Below are 18,125 nucleotides of genomic sequence, written 5' to 3' on the forward strand. Positions count from 1 at the left end.
TCTAGACTGGTGGAATGACCGGCCTGATCGCTTTTCGCGAGATCGTCCTGAAAGTTCACAGCAGATGCGATCTTGCTTGTGATCATTGCTATGTCTACGAACACGCAGATCAGAGCTGGCGCGCCCGGCCCAAGGTGATCTCCCCCGAGGTGATCGCACGGACCGCGGAACGTCTCGCCGAACACGCAAGGGCACACGCACTCCCCTCCGTCACGGTCATCCTTCACGGAGGGGAACCGCTTCTCGCGGGCACCGCCCGCCTCCGGCTCGTGTGCGAGGAGTTCACCCGCGCCCTCGACGGCGTCGCCGCCCTCGACCTGCGCATGCACACCAACGGCCTGCAGCTCAGCCGCCGTTACCTGGACCTCTTCGCGGAGTTCGGCGTCAGCGTCAGCGTCTCCCTCGACGGGGACCGCGCCGCCAACGACCGCCACCGGCGCTTCGCCGACGGACGCACCAGCCACCCCCTGGTCCTGGCCGCCGTGGACCTCCTGCGCACCGAGCCCTACCGCCACCTCTACCAGGGCCTGCTCTGCACCATCGACGTGGCCAACGATCCCGTGGCCGTCCTCGACGCCCTCGTCGAACTGGCGCCGCCGCGCGTGGACTTCCTGCTCCCGCACGCGACCTGGCAGACGCCCCCGGTCCGCCCCGACGAGGCCCCCGACGCCTACGCGCGCTGGCTGCTGCGGGTCTTCGACCACTGGGAGCGCCTCGGGCGCCCGGTCCCCGTACGGCTCTTCGACTCGCTGTTCTCCACCCTGGCCGGCGGGCCCAGCCTCACCGAGTCCCTCGGCCTCGCGCCCACCGATCTCGTCGTGGTGGAGACCGACGGGAACCTGGAGCAGGTCGACTCCCTGAAGAGCGCCTTCGAGGGGGCCGCCGCCACCGGGTTCAACGTCTTCGACCACGCCTTCGACCTGGTCGCGGCCCATCCCGGGGTCCGTGCCCGGCAATTGGGCCTGGCCGGTGTCAGCGACACGTGCCGCCGGTGCCCCGTCGTACGTTCGTGCGGCGGCGGGCTCTACACGCACCGCTACAAGGCCGCTCCGGGCCCGGCCGGGGACGTCTCCGGGAACGCCGCGGGGGACGCCGCGGGCGACGCCGCCGGGGACTTCGCGGGGGACTTCGACAACCCCTCGGTCTACTGCACCGACCTGCGCGAACTCGTCGACGGCGTCGAGGGCCGTACGAGCGCCCGCGCGAGCGCGCCGGAACTGTCCGACCCCGCCGAGCTGGCCGCCTCCCAGGAGCAGCTCACCCGGGACCTGCTCGCCCTCTTGAACGACCGCCGCACGGGTGATTCCGACTGGGAGCGGGCCTGGCAGGTGCTGGGCGCCGTGGAGCGGGCCGGGCGGGCGGGCGCGGACGCGCTGGACGCCGTACTGGCCCACCCCTTCACCCGGACCTGGGTCATGGCCTGCCTGGACCCCGCCCAGGAGGGCCCCCACGCCCCGCACGCCGCCCGCAGGCTGACCGCACTGGCCGCCGCCGCCGTACTGCGCGGCGGGCTCGACCTGCCCGCCGAGGTGGCCTACCGGGACGGTGAGGTGTACCTGCCGACGCTGGGCCTGCTGCGCCTGGGCGAGCCCGGCACCGAGGGGCGGGCCACGCTGCACGCCGCCGACGGGGGCTACGCCGTCCGGGAGGAGGGCCGGCGCGAGCACCGCTTCGGGCCCGCGACGGGTGACGCGCGCTGGCAGCCCGTACGCACCTGGTCGCCGGGGCCGGACGCGGCCCCGGTGGCGCTGGAGGACCTGGACCCGCACCGCAACTGCTTCGCCCGCCCGCCCCGGCTGCGGCTCGGCGCCGGGGAGGCCGAGGAGTGGCGGGGGCGCCTCGACGCGGCGTGGGCGCTGCTGCACGCCTCGGTGCCCGGGTTCGCGCGGGCGGCCGCCACCGGGCTGACCACGCTGACCCCGCTCGCGGGCGGCCCGCGCACCGCCGACTGGGGCGAGGCCGGACGCCACGGCCCGGGCGCGCTCGGAGTGCCGTACGCGGCGGGGGTGGCGGAGACCGCGCTCGCGCTGCTGACCGGACGGCGGCGGGCCGGGCTCCAGGCGCTGACCGAGGTGGCCGACCTGTACGCGCTGGACGGGGAGTGGCAGCACCCCTCGCCGTGGCGGGAGCGCCCGGTCCCGGTGTCGCGGCTGCTGGCCGACGTCCACGAGCGGGTGGCCGTGGAGGCCTACCGGCGGGCCACCGCCGCCGCCGAGCCGGGCGGACTGGACCGGATCAACCGGGCACTGGACCGGCTGTCGGGCGCGGCGGAGCTGACGAGCACCGGCAAGCGGCTCGTGGAGCAGCTGCGCTGGGAACTGAAGGCGGTCGACGCGTGACGGGGGGCCGGCCCGCGGGCGGCCTCGCCGGCCCCCTCCACGCGCTCGGCGTCCGCCCCGGCATGCGCCTGCTGGTGCACGCCTCGCTCCGCGGCACCGGCCTGCGCGCCGAGGAGCTGCGGGGCGCCCTGCTCGCCGCCGTGGGGCCGGGCGGCACCCTCGCGGCGCCGGCCTTCACCCCGCAGAACTCCAAGACCTCCACCGCGCACCTGGCGCGCATCGCGGGCCTCTCCGAGGAGGGGGTACGGGCCTTCCGCGCGGCGATGCCCGCCTTCGACCCGGAGCACACGCCGAGCCACGGCATGGGGGTCCTCGCCGAGGCGGTGCGCACCGCCCCGGGGGCGGCCCGCAGCGGGCATCCGCAGACCTCGTTCGCCGCGGTCGGCGCGGGGGCCCGGGAACTGTGCGCGGGGCATCCGCTGACCAGCCATTTGGGCGAGGAATCACCCCTGGGAAAGATGTTCTGGGAGGGGTGGAAGGTACTCATGATCAATGTGGGATTTTCCGTCTGTACCGCTTTCCATCTCGCGGAGTATCGAATTCCGAAGCCCCCCTTGCGCATGTACGAGTGTGTGGTGAAGGTGAACCTTCCGGGCTCTTCAGGGGGGCAGCCCTGTCACGGCAAAGAGGCGCCGAAGCGGGAAGGGTGGACCGCGTACGAGGACATCGCGCTGGATGACAGCGATTTCGCCGAGATCGGCAGGGCGTTCCCGGAAGACCGGATGCGCCGGGGGTGGATCGGGGGAGCATCGACCATGCTCTTCGCCCTTCCGCATGCCGTCGATCACGCGCTTGAATGGATGACTGAAAACAGACGCTGATTGACTGAACGATGAGGGGATGTGGCGGAGCAGCTCCGGAATGATGTTTCTTCGCTCGCATCTTCGGGACGGGGGTCGTGTGCCCGCATCAGTGCAGCCGTACTTTTTTCTCAGTTATGCGCATACACCGAGGTTCGGGGCGGGAGGACCGGACCCGGACATGTGGGTGGAGCGGCTTTTCCGCGATCTCTGCAGCCATGTCATGGCACTGACGAATCTGCCCGCGGGAGCCGAGGCCGGCTTCATGGACCGGGAGATACGCAGCGGTGAGGGCTGGTCGGAACGGCTCGGGGCGGCGCTCGCCACCTGCCGGGTCTTCGTCCCCCTGTTCTCGCCGCGCTACTTCGCCAGCGAAATGTGCGGCAAGGAATGGTTCGCCTTCGCGCAGCGCACCATCCACCACGTGGCGCTCAGCAATCAGCCGGCCGAGGCCATCGTGCCCGCGTTATGGGTTCCGGTACCGCCTTCCCAACTACCGCTTCCCGCCGAGCGGTTGCAGTTCAACCACAACACCTTCGGCGAGCGGTACGTCACCGACGGGCTCTACGGCCTGATCAAACTGCGGGGCTACGCCGAGCAGTACGAGAGCGCCGTCTACGAACTCGCCAAACGGATCGTCCGGGTCGCCGAGACCGTCCGGCTCGATCCGATCCGGCCGCTCGACTACCGCCTCGTGCCCAGCGCCTTCGGCTCGCCGGCCAGCACCCCCGGCAGCACCGCCCGCACCCTGCACGTCACCGTGGCCGCCTCCTCCCGGCACGATCTGCCCGAGGGCCGCAGCCCCGAGTACTACGGGGACAGCGCGCTGGACTGGAACCCGTACCACCCGGTCTCCCAGCGGCCCATCGCCTACGTGGCCGAGGACCTGGTCCGCAACCTCAACTACCAGACGACGATGGGCTCCTTCGACGACGAGGCCGGGCACTTCGACTCCAAGCAGCCGCCGACCCGGCCCGAGATCCTCATCGTGGACCGGTGGGCGGTGGAGGACGAGCAGCGCCGCCAGCGCCTGGCCGCCTTCGACCAGGAGTCCCGGCCCTGGATCAACGTGGTCGTGCCGTGGAACCGGTACGACCACCAGAGCCGCGCGAAGGAGAGCGAGCTGGCCACCCGGCTCGAGGACACCATGCCCGTCAAGATGAGCCAGGGCCGGGCCGCCTGCCGGGCCGCCGCCAACGGCGTGGCCAACATGGAGACGCTCGGGCAGATCCTGCCGCAGGTGGTGGAGGCCGCCGCCCAGCAGTTCCTCAGACACGCCCAGGTCTATCCACCGGCCGGCAGCCCCGCGGCCGGAACCGAACGGCCCCGGCTGCTCGGTCCGATGGGGATGAACGGGCCTCCGGCCCCACCGCCGGCCCCCTTCCCGCCCACCGCGGGCGACAACGCCGGGCCGGGCGGGCCCGGAGGGTCCGGCAGGTCCGGAAGGCCCGAAACCACTACCGACAACGACCGGGGGGACGCGGATGACATCGAGTCGTGACAGCCAGCACAGCGCCAGTGACGAGCACCGCGAGGGGCGCATCGTCACCTTCTACTCGTACAAGGGCGGCACCGGCCGCACCATGGCGCTGGCCAACACCGCCTGGATCCTCGCCGCCAACGGCAAGCGGGTCCTCGCCGTGGACTGGGACCTGGAGGCCCCGGGTCTGCACCGCTTCTTCCACCCCTTCCTGGACCCCTCCACCCTCGGCGCCACCACCGGGGTCATCGACCTGATCAGCGAGTACGCCTGGGCGGCCACCAGCCCGGTGCAGCGCGCCGACGACTGGCACAAGGACTACGCGCGGATCCAGCCGCACGCCGTCTCGCTCACCCCCGAGACCCTCGGCTGGGAGTTCCCCGACGGCGGGACCCTCGACTTCGTCTCGGCGGGCCGGCAGAACCGCGAGTACTCCGCGACCGTCTCCACCTTCGACTGGGACAACTTCTACGACCGCCTCGGCGGCGGGCTGTTCTTCGACGCCTTACGGGCGGACATGAAGCGCAACTACGACTACGTCCTCATCGACAGCCGCACCGGCCTCTCCGACATAGCCGACATCTGCACGGTCCACCTGCCCGACGTCCTGGTCGACTGCTTCACCCTCTCCGACCAGTCCATCGACGGCGCGGCCTCCGTGGCCCGGCAGATCGACGAGCGGTTCAACGACCGCGGCATCAAGATCTACCCGGTGCCGATGCGCATCGACGAGGGCGAGAAGGAGAAGGCCGACGCCGGCCGCGCCCTGGCCCGGATCAAGTTCGACCGCTTCCCCAACGGCCTGATCGGGGACGACCTCACCTCCTACTGGGGCGCGGTGGAGATCCCGTACCGCCCCTACTACGCCTACGAGGAGACCCTGGCCACCTTCGGCGACGAGGCCGGGCTCACCAACTCCCTGCTCTCCGCCTTCGAACGGCTCACCGCCGTCGTGACCGAGGGCGACGTCACCTCCATGCCGGCCATCGGCGAGGAGGTGCGGCTGCGCATCCGCGACGCCTTCACCCGGCGCCGTCCCGCCCTGCCCGCCGACCTCTTCCTCTCCTACGTCGCCGAGAACCGCATGTGGGCCGACTGGATCGAATCGGTGCTCACCCGGGCCGGCTTCCGGGTCGTCCCCCGGGACGTCTCCGCCGAACGGGCCCCGGCCACCGCCGGCGGGGACACCCTGGGCGGCACCGGGATCAGCGTGGACACGGCCGCGCGGACCGTGGTGCTGCTCTCCAGCGCCTACCTCAAGTCCGCCCGCGCGGTGGACGTGTGGGAGCGGGCCGCCGCCGAGGACCCGACCGGGGGCCGGCGCCAGCTGGTGCCGCTGCGGGTGGGCGACGTACGCCTGTCGACCCCGTACATCGACCGCAATCCGGTGGACCTGTTCCGCCTTGACGAGGTGCACGCCACGACCGCGCTGCTGCGCGCCGTGGAGCGCCCGATGGCCCTGCCCGACACCGTCGCCAGCGCCTCCGCGCCCGGCCCCCGCTTCCCGGGGACGGTCCCGAAGATCTGGAACGCGCCGCCCCGCAACCCCGGTTTCACCGGCCGCTCCATCGTGCTGGAGCGGATGCGCGACCAGCTCGGCGGCGGCATATCCGTGGTGCTGCCGCAGCCGCAGACCCTGTTCGGGCTCGGCGGCGTGGGCAAGACGCAGGTGGCGCTGGAGTACGTGCACCGGTTCATGGCCGACTACGACCTGGTGTGGTGGATCTCCGCCGAGCAGACCGACGACGTGGTCGCCGCCCTCGCGGAACTGGCCGTACGGCTCGGCGCGCAGACCGGCGAGGACATGTCGGCCGCCTCCCAGGAGGCCATCGACCTGCTGCGGCGCGGGGTGCCCTCCTCGCGCTGGCTGCTCGTCTTCGACAACGCCGACGATCCCGAGACGCTCAAGCGGTACTTCCCGCCGGGCGGCCCGGGGCACGTGCTGGTCACCTCCCGCAACCAGTCCTGGTCCCAGTACGGCGACGCCCTCCCGGTGGACGTGTTCCTGCGCGAGGAGTCCATCGAGCACCTCCAGCGCCGGGCCCCCGGGCTCAGCAAGGAGGACGCCGAGCAGGTGGCCATCGCCGTCGGCGACCTGCCGCTGGCCGTCGAGCAGGCGGGCGCCTGGATCGCGGAGACCGCGACCCCGGTGTCCGCGTACATCGAGCAGCTGGCCCAGCAGGCCGCCCGCGTGCTGGCGCTGAACCAGCCGCCCGGCTACCCGGAGCCGGTGGCCGCCACCTGGAACGTCTCCATAGAACGGCTCCAGTCCCGCTCCCCCGCGGCCGTACGCCTGCTCCAGCTGTGCGCCTTCTTCGCTCCCGAGCCGATCTCGGCGAACCTCCTCTACAGCAAGGAGATGATCGACGCCCTCAAGCCGTACGACTCCTCCCTCCAGGAGAAGCTCGTGCTGGGCCGCGTCATCCGGGAGATCGGCCGGTTCGCCCTCGCCAAGGTCGACCAGGTCAGCAACAGCATCCAGGTGCACCGCCTGGTGCAGGCCGTGATCCGGGCGCAGCTCTCCGAGGAGGAGCAGCGCGAGGCCCGGCACGCGGTGCACCGGATCCTGGCGGGCGCCCGGCCCGACGACGACGAGCCGATAGACAACCCGGAGACCTGGCCGCGGTTCAACACCATCTGGCCGCACCTGACCCCCTCCGAGGCCCGGTTCTGCAAGGAGCCCGAGACCCGCCGGCTGCTGATCGACCGCGTCCGCTACCTCTGGAAGCGCGGCGACTTCAAGGCCGCGTACGCACTGGGCGAGGAGCTGCGCGAGACCTGGCGCGAGACCCTGGGCGGCGACGACCTCCAGTACCTGTACCTGCGCTTCCACCTCTCCAACATCCTGCGCTCGCAGGGCCGGTTCGTGGAGGCGATGGAACTGGACGAGGGCACGCTGGAGCGCCAGCAGGCGGCGCTGGGCGTCTCGCACCCGCACACGTACATGACCACCAGCGGCCTGGCCATGGACCTGGGCGCGCTCGGCCGCTACGGCGAGGCGATGGAGCTGGCCAACGCCGCGCACGAGGGGTTCGGGCAGATCTTCCACGAGGCCCACCCGCGCACCCTGGCCGCCGCGAACAATCTGGCGCTGAACCTGCGCATGATCGGGCAGTACGCGCGGGCCAGGGAGATCGACCAGGAGGTCTTCGACCGGCGCACCGAGGTGCTGGGCACGGACCATCCGTACACCCTGTCCTCGGCGCAGAACCTGGCCCGCGACCTGCGCGAGGTGGGCCGCTACGACGACTCGGTGCAGTTGCTGAGCCGGACGTACGAGATCTACAAGCGGACCCTGGGCCGGGCCTTCCCCGGCACCCTGTCGGCGGCCAAGAACCTCGCGGTCTCGCTGCGCAGGGCGGGCGACGTGGAGGACGCGCTGCGGCTGACGACGGCGACCCGCAACCGGTACCGGGCCAAGTACACCTCGGTCAACCCGGACCTGCTGGCCTGCGAACTGAACCTGGCCGCCGACCTGTTCGCGACGGGGGACCCGGGCGGGGCGCGGGACCTGGCCCAGGAGGTGGTGGACGAGTACATCAAGGTGCCGGGCGAGCGGCACCCGTACACCCTGGCCGCGGTCAACAACCTCGCGGTGTTCCACTGGGGCACGGGGGCGGCGGAGACCGCCGAGCCGATGCTGCGCCAGACCATCCGGCACATGCGCGAGGTGCTGGGCGACAACCATCCGCACACCATCTTCGCCAACCTCAACCTGGCCAACGCCCGGGCCGACCTGGGCGATCCGGAAGGCGCCCTGGAGCTGGAGCGGATCTCGGTGATGCGGCTGCGCGAGGCGCTGGGCGTGCACCACCCGGAAACCCTGGCGAGCTCCTCCAACATGGCGGTCAGCCTGGACATGATGGGCCGCAAGGAGGAGGCGAACCGGGTACGGGCCGAGGCGGTGGCCGAGCTGACCCGGCTGCTCGGCGAGGACCACGGGCTGACCCGGTACGCGCGCGACGAGCGCCGGGTCCACCGGGACCTGGAGCCGCTGGCGGTGTGATCCGCGGGGGCGGCTCCCGCCGGGCGCCGCCCCCGCACCTCCCCTATAGACGCAGGAACAGCAGACTGGGGGGTTCGCTGTGAGTGACAGCATGACCTTTCGCAACGAGGACCTGCCGGCCCTCTTCCACCACACCGACCAGGCGGCGATCTCCCGGCAGCGGGAATCCACCCAGGCCACGCGCGCCCAGCTGATGCTGCTCGTCGTGGCCGCCGCCGTCGCCGCCCTGCCCGAGGGGCCGAAGCTCGGCTCCGCGTACCTGTCCGGGCTCGTGAGCGTCCTCGCGTACGCGGGGGTGCTGGGGGTGGGCGTACGGGCCACCCGGCGCCGGGCGCGCCCGCAGTGGCAGCTCAACCGCAGCGCCGCGGAGTTCATCAAATCGCTGGCCTGGCGGTACGCCGTCCACGGCGCCCCCTTCGGCAGCGAGGTCCCGGGCGTCGAGGAGACGTACCGGACCCGGCTGGAGGCGGGACTGAACGAGCTGCGGAAGATGGGCTGGGAGGATCCGCGGACCGCCGGGCTGGTGCCGGAGGGCGGGGAGATCACCGGGGCGATGTTCCGGCTGCGGGGGCTGGACTACCAGGTCCGCAGGGAGACGTACGTCCGCGACCGGCTGATCGAGCAGCGCAACTGGTACCAGCGCAAGACGGAGGTGTCCCGGCGGGCCACGGCCCTGTGGTCGTGGTCGATCGTGCTGCTGACCCTGCTGGCGCTGCTGTTCGCCCTCTTCGGGGCGTTCGGTACGGGTCCGGGGCCGGCGCTGACCGGGCTGCTGAGCGCGGCGGCGACGGCGGGCATCGCCTGGAACGAGGTGCGGCGCCACCATCCGCTGATCGAGGCGCACACCCTGATCGAGCAGGACCTCTCCGCGATGATGGTCGTGATGCAGACGACGATCACGGAGACGCAGTGGCCGGGCGCGGTCTACGAGACCGAGCGGTACGTGTCCCCGCAGCACACGGACTGGCTTGCCCGGCACAGCAGTTGAGCGGCCGGGCGGGCGTGGCCCTCAGTCCCGGGTCACGCCCTCCCGCCAGATCACGGTGACGGGTTTCCCGAGCGCGCGGGCGTAGGCGACGATCTCGGCGGTGCCGCCGTGCCCGCGGGCGGGCAGGCCGTCCCAGACGGCGACGAGGCGGTCGCAGGAGTCGGCGATGTAGGTGCCGGCCGCGTAGTAGGCCTCGTCGGTGGAGCGGGCGAAGTCCATCCGGACCTCCTGCGCGGCCCGGTGCTTGAGCCCGAGGTAGCGCTCCAGCGCGCCGGTGTCCTCGAACCCCTCCTCGTAGTCCCCGCTGGGGATGACCACGGTGAGGTCCGCGCCGTACTCCAGGGCGATGGCGGCGAACAGCTGGTCGGCTCCCTCGGCGAGGCTGGAGAGGGCCTCCAACGGCCCTTCGTGGCCGCCCAGTACGGCCCGCAGGCCGTCCTCCACATGGCCGAGCAGCTCGTCCGGGATCGACCGGTGGCCGGTCACGCCGATTCGCTTCATGCGGAAACCCGCTCCCCCCGTGGACACGAACGCCCTGGACATCCTCCCAGAAGGCGGGAGGACGTCCAGGGGTGCGGCGGGGGCGCACGGGTCCGTGATGCGGCCCCGGGCGGGGGCTAGTAGACGCTCACGCCGTACGCGTTGAGCGCCTCGACGACGGGCTGGAAGAACGTGGTGCCGCCCGAGGTGCAGTTGCCGCTGCCGCCGGAGGTGAGGCCGACGGCGCGGGTGCCGGAGTAGAGCGGGCCGCCGCTGTCGCCGGGCTCGGCGCAGACGTTGGTCCGGATCATCCCGTAGACGACGTCGCCGCCGCCGTAGTTGACGGTGGCGTTGAGCCCGGTCACGGTGCCGCTGTGGATGCCGGTGGTGGAGCCGCGACGGGTGACGGCCAGGCCGTTGGTGGCGTTGATGGCGCTGGTGATGTCGACGCTGCCCACGGTCCCGGGGTGGGCGACCGCAGCGTTGTCGTAGCGGATGAGTCCGTAGTCGTTGTTCGGGAAGCTGGAGCCCACGGTGGCGCCGATGACGGTGGTGTGGGCGGAGTTGGTCCACCAGGTGCCCGCGCCGTCGGTGCAGTGGCCGGCGGTCAGGATGTAGTAGGTGCTGCCGCTGCGCACGTTGAAGCCGGCCGAACAGCGCCAGCCGGAGGCGTAGATGGCGTCGCCGCCGGAGATCAGCTTCCTGATCTTGCCGGGGGTGCGCTCGATGCGCAGGGCGGCCGCGTTGGTTCCGGCCTCGCTGCGGATCCGGGCGATGTCGGCGGCCGAGACGGTGGAGTCGGCGGTGACCACGAGGGTGCCGGTGGCGGGGTCGGTGTGCCAGGCGGTGCCGGCCACGTCGGCGCGCAGGACCGAGGCGCCGGCGGAGGCGAGCCGGTCTGCGCTGAAGCCGCCGTCGGCGTGCGCGGACGTGGGAGCCGCGAGGGCTGCCACCGCGGCCATGCCGGTGGCCACGGCGAAGAGCCGGGAACGGATGATGCTCTTGATCGTCACTTGTCGTCCTCCCGAGTGGGGTTCGGAGGCCCGGCGGGGTGGGGTGGTGCCGGAGCCCGTGGAGGGCGGCCGGGGGCGCGGCGGACGGGATAGCGTTCGACGTGCCCCTGACAAGCCCCGAGAGACGCTGACGGGAGTCTCCTGGTGTCAGATACCGCTTACAAGGGCGCCTTTCAGCCGCCTCTCGCCCGCCTCGATCCCGAAGGGCAGGGTGTTGCCCGGCGGAGGGAAGGGGCACACGAAGTGGTCCGCGAAGGCGCACGGCGGGAGCTGGACCCGGTTGAGGTCCACGGTCACCGAGCCGTCCGCGGCGGGCGCGGCGGGCTTGAGGAAGCGGAACCGGTAGCTGGACCGGCCCGCGGTGGCATCGCCGAGGACCGCCCAGAGGGTGCCGTCCTCCTCGTCCACCGCGACCCGCAGCGTGTGCCGGGAGCCCGCGAATGCGAAGCTCAGCTCACCGCCCAGACCGAGCCCGCGCGCGCGGCCGTCCACGTTCTCGACCTGGACCGTCCGGTCCTCCCCGTACGGAGCGAAGTGCCCCGGCACCGCGTACGCCGGGTCGTACGGGGTGGCCTCGATCCCGGCGAAGGCCGCGCGGCCCGGCGCCGCCGGGTCGAACACCCGTACCGCCCAGTCCCCTTCGCGCCGGATCACCACGAGCCGCACCTCCCCGGCCGCGAGCCGGGAGTGCGAGGGCGGGGCCCCGTCGGCGGCCAGGACGGCGGGGCCGGTGAGGGGCTCGCCGTCCAGGGTGATCCCGTCCCCGGGACCGGCGGTCAGGGTCACGCCTCCGGCGCCGGCCCGCCAGGAGCCCGGAACGGCCGGAATTCGACCTTCCGGGTAGTCGGTGAGCCAGTGCGTGCCGGTCAGCGCGAGCGGCCCGTACGGGGCGGACACGGTGGCCACCCGGTGCTCGTGCCACTGTTTCCAGGCCGCGGCCGGATCTTCTGTTCCCCCGGCGGCACCGGGTGGATCGGTTTCGCCGGTCTCGGCTGCGTCAGCGCTCATGCCGCTCAACCCTTCCACACGGGCCGGGCCGGAAACCGGGCCGTACGCCGTCCGGGCCTGTGCCCGTCCGCACCCGCACGCGTCCGGACCACGCGCCGGACCGCGCGCCGGTGCACGTCCGGAACGCACGGACGCCCCGGACACCCTCCCCGCGAGGGGGAGGACGTCCGGGGCGCTGCCGTGCTCACGCGCGTCCGGCGGACCTGGCGCCCGGACCCTGGGGCCCGGGCACCTGGGGCCTAGAAGACGCTGACGTTGTACCGGGAGAGGGCTTCCTTCACGGGCTGGAAGTAGGTGGTTCCGCCCGAGGTGCAGTTGCCGTTGCCGCCGGAGGTGAGGCCGACCGCGTGGGTGCCGGAGTACAGCGGGCCGCCGCTGTCGCCGGGCTCGGCGCAGACGTTGGTCCGGATGAGGCCGTAGACGATCTCACCGTTGCCGTAGTTCACGGTGTAGTTCAGACCGGTCACCTTGCCACCGTGGATACCGGTGGTGTTGCCGCGCCGCTTGACCGACAGGCCGACCTTGGCGCTGATGGCGTCCTTGATGTCCTGGCTGCCGACGGCACCCGTGTGCGACAGGGACTTGTTGTCGTAGCGCACGATCCCGTAGTCGTTCGTCGGGAAGCTGCTGCCCGCGGTCGCACCGATCTTGGTGGAACCGGAGGAGTTCGCGTACCAGGTGCCCGCACCGTCGGTGCAGTGACCCGCGGTCAGGAGGTAGTACGTGCTGCCACGGCGCACGTTGAAGCCGAGGGAGCAGCGCCACTGCGTGGTCCAGATGCCGCTGCCGCCGGTGATCAGCTTCGACAGCTTGCCGTGGGTCCGCTCGATGCGCACGGCCGAGCCGTTCGCACCGGCTTCCTTCTTGATCTTCTCTATGTTCGCGTCCGAGACGGTGGAGTCCGCGGTGACCACGACGGCCCCCGTGGCGGGGTCCGTGCCCCAGGCGGTGCCGGCGACGTCGGCACGCAGGAGCGAAGCCTCCACCGCGGCGAGGCGCTCGGCGTTGACGCTGCCGCCGCTCGGGGCCTCGGACGCCGACGCGGGAACCGCGAGGGTGGCCACGGCGGTCAGCCCGGCGGCCACGGCGAGGAGCCGGGAACGGAAGTTGCGCTTGATCGTCACTTATTGTCCTCCCGAAGGGAATCGAAGCCCGGGGGCAGGTGCAGTGCCCGGGCTCGTGCGGGCAGCAGGGACCACGACCGGCATATCGCCGTTCGCCGTGCCCCTGACAAACCCCGTAAATGCTATCGAAGAATTTCTGCCGTCAGGCCCGCCCGGCAAGAGCCGATTTCAGCCACTGTCCGCTGACGGTCGAGCGACCCGACCGGCATACTCCCTTGCCGCAGACCAGGCCACGCCACCACCCCTCCCCCTCCGTCTCCCGGAACGGCCGGAAATCGCCCTACTGAATCACCGATGCGAGGGGCCGGGCCACGCCCGTGCCAAACCGGAACCAAGCCGTCACCAAGCCGGAGCCGAAAGGGGCCCGAAGCGGAGGCGGAACGTCCTCAGCAGCCGTCGCAGGGACAGCAGCAGCAGTCCCCGCAGCCGCAGTCGCAGTCACCACAGCAGTCGCAGCCGTCGCAGCAGTCACTGGCATCGCACCAGGGGTCCTTCTTCTCCCGGGACCACGGGCCCTCGTGCTCCGCACAGCACAGCTGGCAGGTGCAGAACAGCCCCAGGGCCACCGCGCAGCCCGGCAGCAGGTCCCGGCGGGGCTTGCGCGGGGGCGCCGGCGGTGGACCGAAGTCCACCGGGGGCGGGCCGAAGGAGCCCGCGGGCGCCCCGTCCGTCCCCGCGCGGGCGGTATGCGCGGTATGCGCGCAGCCCGCGGTCCCGAAGGCCCGGTCCACGGAGGTGCGCAGCTCGTGCACGAGCAGCCGGTGGGCGAGCCCCGCGTCGGCGAACTCCACCTCCCGCAGCGCCAGCCTGATGCCGCGCAGCGCGTCGTCGCACAGCCTGCGCGCCTCGGCGCGGGGGGTCCCGGTGGCGGTGAGCGGGTTCCAGGCACCCGCCGCCGCGTCCGCCGCCTGGTCCTCGACGGCGTCCAGCAGGTGTGCGAGCCGCCCGAAGTACCGCCCGGCCTCGGCGAGCGCGGGGGCGTTGCCTGGCCGTCCGGCGAGGGTCGCGGTATGGGCGAAGGCGGCGGCCGTGGCGGTCTCGGTCGGCTCGGTCACCACGAGCACCGGCGTGCCGGCTCCGGCCAGGGTCTCGATGCCCGCCTGCCGGTCCACGGCGTCGACGAGCACGGCCGTGTCGAAGCCGAGCGAGGCGCCGGTACGGGCGCCCGCCCGGTCCCAGCCACGGGCCACCCGGCGCGCCGCGAGGGCGATCGGGGCGCGCGCCAACAGGCCGTCCCGGTCCGCCACGTGGTCGCGGACCTTCGCGGAGGCCAGGACCAGCGAGACGGCGGCGGCGAGCCGTGCGCCCTCGCCGTTGGCCACGGCCGCGGTGCGCATCCCGCGCAGTGGACAGGGGCCCGCGGTGCGCCGGGAGCCGGGGGCGGGACCTGACTGAGCCTCCGTCAGAACGGAGACGAGCAGCCCGTCGTAGTTGGTCACGATCCTCGCGAACTGACCGTGGTCCCCCCGAAGTGCCAGGCACAGACCGCAGAGATGGGCCATCCACTCCGTCTTGAACCGTTCCCCGAGACGATGCGTGCAGGGTCTGACGATGCCGAACAAAACGATTCCCCCGTGTGTCATACGCGTGCTGACGGGCATGGTAGCGAGACCGGCCGTCACCCGTACGCCCCCGTCAGTCACCCGTACGGCGGCGCCGGTCGTATTTTCACTCAGTCAGCAGCGGTAGCCGCCCGGATCCTTGACGGTGCAACGGATGTTCTGCACCAGTACCGTCACGAAACCCCTGCGCGGCGCCTATCCACTTGGCGCGTTGTCAGCATCATGGACGACGATAGGAACGCGGAAGAGAAGACAGACTGACCGCGATGAAAGGAGGCGTCCATGGGTTCGGTGCGCAAGGCGAGTGCCTGGCTGGGTCTCGTAGAGGACAGCGACGACGAGCGTTACTACGACGACGACTACGCGGAGGCCCCGCAGGGGGGTTCGGTGGTCGGCCCCGGCGAGCAGTGGGTCACTGACCCGCGCGTCAAGGTGGCGTCGGAGTCCGCCGTCGAGCAGGGCCGCCGCATCGCGACGGTCACCCCGGACGGCTTCCGCGACGCCCGCGGCATCGGCGAGCTGTTCCGCGACGGTGTCCCGGTCATCGTGAACCTGTCCTCGATGGACCCGGGCGACGCGAAGCGCGTGGTCGACTTCGCGGCCGGTCTGACCTTCGGTCTGCGCGGTTCGATCGAGCGGGTGGCGACCAGGGTCTTCCTGCTGACCCCGGCCGACACCCAGATCGTGAGCGGCGAGTCCGGCGGCCGCTCGCGCGACTTCTTCAACCAGAGCTGAGCAAGGCCCTCACCGGCCGCCTCCGGTTCCTTCCGGCCCTCCCGGCCTCCAGCGGGCCCCACCCGGCCCTAGCGGAAGGCGTCGAGCCCGGTGAGCGCCTTGCCCAGCACGAGCTGGTGCATCTCGACGGTGCCCTCGTAGGTGAGGACCGATTCGAGGTTGGTGGCGTGCCGCATGACGGGGTATTCGAGGGAGATCCCGTTGGCGCCCAGGATGGTCCGCGCGGTGCGGCAGATTTCGATGGCCTCGCGGACGTTGTTGAGCTTGCCGAAGCTGATCTGCTCCGGGCGCAGGGTACCCGCGTCCATCCGCCGCCCCAGGTGGTGGGCGAGCAGGATCCCCTTGTGGAGTTCCAGCGCCATGTCCGCGAGCTTGGCCTGGGTGAGCTGGAAGCCGCCGATGGGCCTGCCGAACTGCTCGCGCGTCTTCGCGTAGCCGAGCGCCGACTCGAAGCTGGCGCGCGCCGCGCCCATGGACCCCCAGACGATCCCGTACCGCGCGTGGCTGAGGCAGCCGAGCGGCCCCTTGAGTCCGGTGACGCCCGGGAGCACCGCGTCGGCGGGCAGCCGTACGTCGTCCATGACCAGCTCGCTGGTCACCGAGGCGCGCAGGGACCACTTGTGCTTGATCTCGGGGGCGGAGAAGCCGGCGCTGTCCGTGGGGACGGCGAACCCGCGGATCCCCTCCTCGGTCTGCGCCCAGACGACGGCCACCGCGGCCACCGAGCCGTTGGTGATCCACATCTTGCGGCCGTTCAGCACCCAGTCCGAGCCGTCCCGCTTGGCATGGGTGCGCATCGCGCCGGGATCCGAACCGACGTCCGGCTCGGTCAGGCCGAAGCAGCCGATGAGCTCGCCGGCGGCCATGCCGGGCAGCCACCGCTGCTTCTGCTCCTCGGAGCCGTACTTCCAGATCGCGTACATCGCGAGCGAGCCCTGTACGGAGACCAGCGAGCGGATCCCGGAGTCGGCGGCCTCCAGTTCCAGGCAGGCGAGCCCGTACTGGACGGCGCTCGCGCCCGCGCAGCCGTACCCCTCGAGCGACATCCCGAGGGCTCCGAGGGCGCCGAGCTCCTTGGCGATCTCCCGGATCCCGGGCAGCTCGCCGTTCTCGTACCACTCGGCGATGTGCGGCAGGACCCGGTCGGCGGCCCAGCCGCGGACGGTGTCCCGGATGGCGAGGTCCTCGGGCGTGAGGAGTTCGTCGAGCCCGAGCGGGTCGGTGGGAACGAAGGACACTGCGCCTCCTGGCAGGCCGGATCACAAAACCTAGCGCTGCAAGTTTGTCGGTCCACCGGCCCGCGGTCCACCCGCTTCCGGTGTGACGCCGGTCCTGTGGCCCGGGCCGGCGGCGCCGGTCCGGGCGTGCCGGTCCCGCGGCCCCGGTCCTGCGCCAGCGGTCCGGCGCCCCCGGTCCTGCGGGCAGACTTCGGACATGCTCGATACCTCCGCGCGACTGCTGCGCCTGTTGTCCCTGTTGCAGGCCCACCGGGAATGGACCGGGGCCGATCTCGCCGGCCGGCTCGGCGTGACGCCGCGGACCGTGCGCCGGGACGTGGACCGGCTGCGGGAGCTCGGCTACCCGGTGAACGCCAGCCCGGGCACCGGCGGCGGGTACCAGCTGGGGGCCGGGGCCGAGCTGCCGCCGCTGCTGCTCGACGACGACGAGGCCGTCGCCGTGGCGGTCGGGCTGCGGACCGCCGCCGGGAACGGCGTGGAGGGCATCGGCGAGGCCTCCGTACGGGCGCTGGCGAAGCTGGAGCAGGTGCTGCCCTCACGGCTGCGGTCCCGGGTGTCCGCGCTGAACCGGTTCACCGTGCCGATGCTCCGCGGGGCGGGCGCCTCCGCAGTCGACCCCTCGGTACTGACCGAGCTGGCCGGCGTGTGCCGCGACACCGAGAGGCTGCGCTTCGGCTACCGGGACCACGGGGGCACGGTCACCCGCAGGACCGTCGAACCGCACCGGCTGGTGTGCAGCGAGCGCCGCTGGTACCTCGTCGCCTGGGACCTGGACCGGGAGGACTGGCGGACCTTCCGGGTGGACCGGATCGAGCCCAGGCCGCCGCACGGACCGCGCTTCACCCCGCGCCCGCCGCCCGCCGAGGACCTGGCCGCGTACGTCTCCCAGGGCATCTCCCAGCGGGTGTACGCGGCCCGCGCGGTCATCCTGCTGCGGGTGCCCCAGGAGGAGGCCGCGCGGATCGTCGGGCCGGCCGACGGGACCCTGGAGCCGCTCGACGAACGGAGCTGCATCCTGCGCACCGGGGCGGTCAGCCTCGATGTCCTGGTGATTCACATCATGCTGATCGGGTGTGAGTTCGAGGTCGTCGAACCGGCCGAGCTGACGGACCGGATCCGGGCCGCGCGAGATCGGCTCGGCAGGTCTCTGGAACCGCGCGAAGCGGCCGGAGAAGTGAAGGAGTTGTAAGGAAGCGGAGGGGGCGGAGGGGACCCGGAGTGCGCGCCGCCCACAATTCCGGGGAGTTCCGGAGGAATTCGAAACAGAATTCATCCCGGGCGTGTCGCGGGACGGCAAATAAAAGGTCCGGACGAACTGCGCCGTGGGAGACTGTCGACAATCCGTGACCCAA

At 72.2% G+C, this 18,125-nt stretch carries 13 protein-coding genes; 7 read left to right on the top strand and 6 right to left on the bottom strand.

Going from position 1 to position 18,125, the window contains the following annotated elements; translation table 11 throughout:
- The first annotated feature begins 14 nt into the window (after positions 1–14).
- The 5 genes from fxsBH (at position 15) to ACWCP2_RS12140 (ending at position 9,613) form a co-directional block, all read left to right on the top strand.
- On the top strand, positions 15–2,339 hold the full coding sequence (gene fxsBH, locus ACWCP2_RS12120) for a radical SAM/SPASM protein FxsBH, inactivated beta-hydroxylase extension form (protein ID WP_450908472.1): 2,325 nt from the start codon (positions 15–17) through the stop codon (positions 2,337–2,339).
- A 62-nt stretch (positions 2,340–2,401) separates the two neighbouring features.
- Entirely contained in the window at positions 2,402–3,160 is a 759-nt protein-coding gene (locus ACWCP2_RS12125; protein WP_450908473.1) for an aminoglycoside N(3)-acetyltransferase, read from the top strand.
- 43 nt (positions 3,161–3,203) lie between these two features.
- Positions 3,204–4,640 (top strand): TIR-like protein FxsC, encoded by a 1,437-nt coding sequence (locus tag ACWCP2_RS12130; RefSeq protein ID WP_450908523.1) that lies wholly within the window; start codon positions 3,204–3,206, stop codon positions 4,638–4,640.
- Positions 4,624–8,625 (top strand): FxSxx-COOH system tetratricopeptide repeat protein, encoded by a 4,002-nt coding sequence (gene fxsT / locus ACWCP2_RS12135; RefSeq protein WP_450908474.1) that lies wholly within the window; start codon positions 4,624–4,626, stop codon positions 8,623–8,625. Before ACWCP2_RS12130 ends, fxsT begins: the two co-directional genes overlap by 17 nt.
- 91 nt (positions 8,626–8,716) lie before the next feature.
- A complete protein-coding gene (locus tag ACWCP2_RS12140) occupies positions 8,717–9,613 on the top strand; it encodes a DUF4231 domain-containing protein (RefSeq protein WP_450908475.1) in 897 nt (298 codons plus the stop codon).
- 21 nt (positions 9,614–9,634) lie between these two features.
- Here ACWCP2_RS12140 and ACWCP2_RS12145 read toward each other — a convergent pair whose 3' ends face one another.
- The 5 genes from ACWCP2_RS12145 to ACWCP2_RS12165 all read right to left on the bottom strand — a co-directional run bounded on the left by ACWCP2_RS12145 (position 9,635) and on the right by ACWCP2_RS12165 (position 14,800).
- Positions 9,635–10,114, bottom strand: a complete 480-nt coding sequence (locus ACWCP2_RS12145) for a hypothetical protein (RefSeq protein ID WP_450908476.1) — start codon at positions 10,112–10,114, stop codon at positions 9,635–9,637.
- Between the two features lie 116 nt (positions 10,115–10,230).
- Positions 10,231–11,055, bottom strand: coding sequence for a S1 family peptidase (locus tag ACWCP2_RS12150; RefSeq protein WP_450908524.1), 825 nt, complete (start codon positions 11,053–11,055; stop codon positions 10,231–10,233).
- 198 nt (positions 11,056–11,253) lie between these two features.
- The gene (locus tag ACWCP2_RS12155) at positions 11,254–12,114 is read right to left on the bottom strand and encodes a DUF1684 domain-containing protein (RefSeq protein WP_450908477.1); all 861 of its coding nucleotides are present in this window, start codon (positions 12,112–12,114) and stop codon (positions 11,254–11,256) included.
- Between the two features lie 239 nt (positions 12,115–12,353).
- On the bottom strand, positions 12,354–13,238 hold the full coding sequence (locus ACWCP2_RS12160; RefSeq protein ID WP_450908478.1) for a S1 family peptidase: 885 nt from the start codon (positions 13,236–13,238) through the stop codon (positions 12,354–12,356).
- 386 nt (positions 13,239–13,624) lie between these two features.
- Entirely contained in the window at positions 13,625–14,800 is a 1,176-nt protein-coding gene (locus ACWCP2_RS12165) for a DUF5685 family protein (protein WP_450908479.1), read from the bottom strand.
- 282 nt (positions 14,801–15,082) lie between these two features.
- On the opposite strand from ACWCP2_RS12165, the gene ACWCP2_RS12170 reads away from it, so the two are divergent.
- Positions 15,083–15,535, top strand: coding sequence for a cell division protein SepF (locus ACWCP2_RS12170; RefSeq protein ID WP_214947996.1), 453 nt, complete (start codon positions 15,083–15,085; stop codon positions 15,533–15,535).
- A gap of 68 nt (positions 15,536–15,603) precedes the next feature.
- On the opposite strand, the gene ACWCP2_RS12175 is transcribed toward ACWCP2_RS12170, so the two are convergent.
- Positions 15,604–16,773 carry an acyl-CoA dehydrogenase family protein gene (locus tag ACWCP2_RS12175; protein ID WP_450908480.1) on the bottom strand — a complete coding sequence of 390 codons (1,170 nt, stop codon included), beginning with the start codon at positions 16,771–16,773 and terminating at the stop codon, positions 15,604–15,606.
- Positions 16,774–16,969: 196 nt separating this feature from the next.
- Here ACWCP2_RS12175 and ACWCP2_RS12180 point away from each other — a divergent pair, with 196 nt between their 5' ends.
- On the top strand, positions 16,970–17,962 hold the full coding sequence (locus ACWCP2_RS12180) for a helix-turn-helix transcriptional regulator (RefSeq protein WP_450908481.1): 993 nt from the start codon (positions 16,970–16,972) through the stop codon (positions 17,960–17,962).
- Positions 17,963–18,125 lie beyond the last annotated feature (163 nt).

This window comes from Streptomyces sp. NPDC002104, from assembly GCF_053593795.1.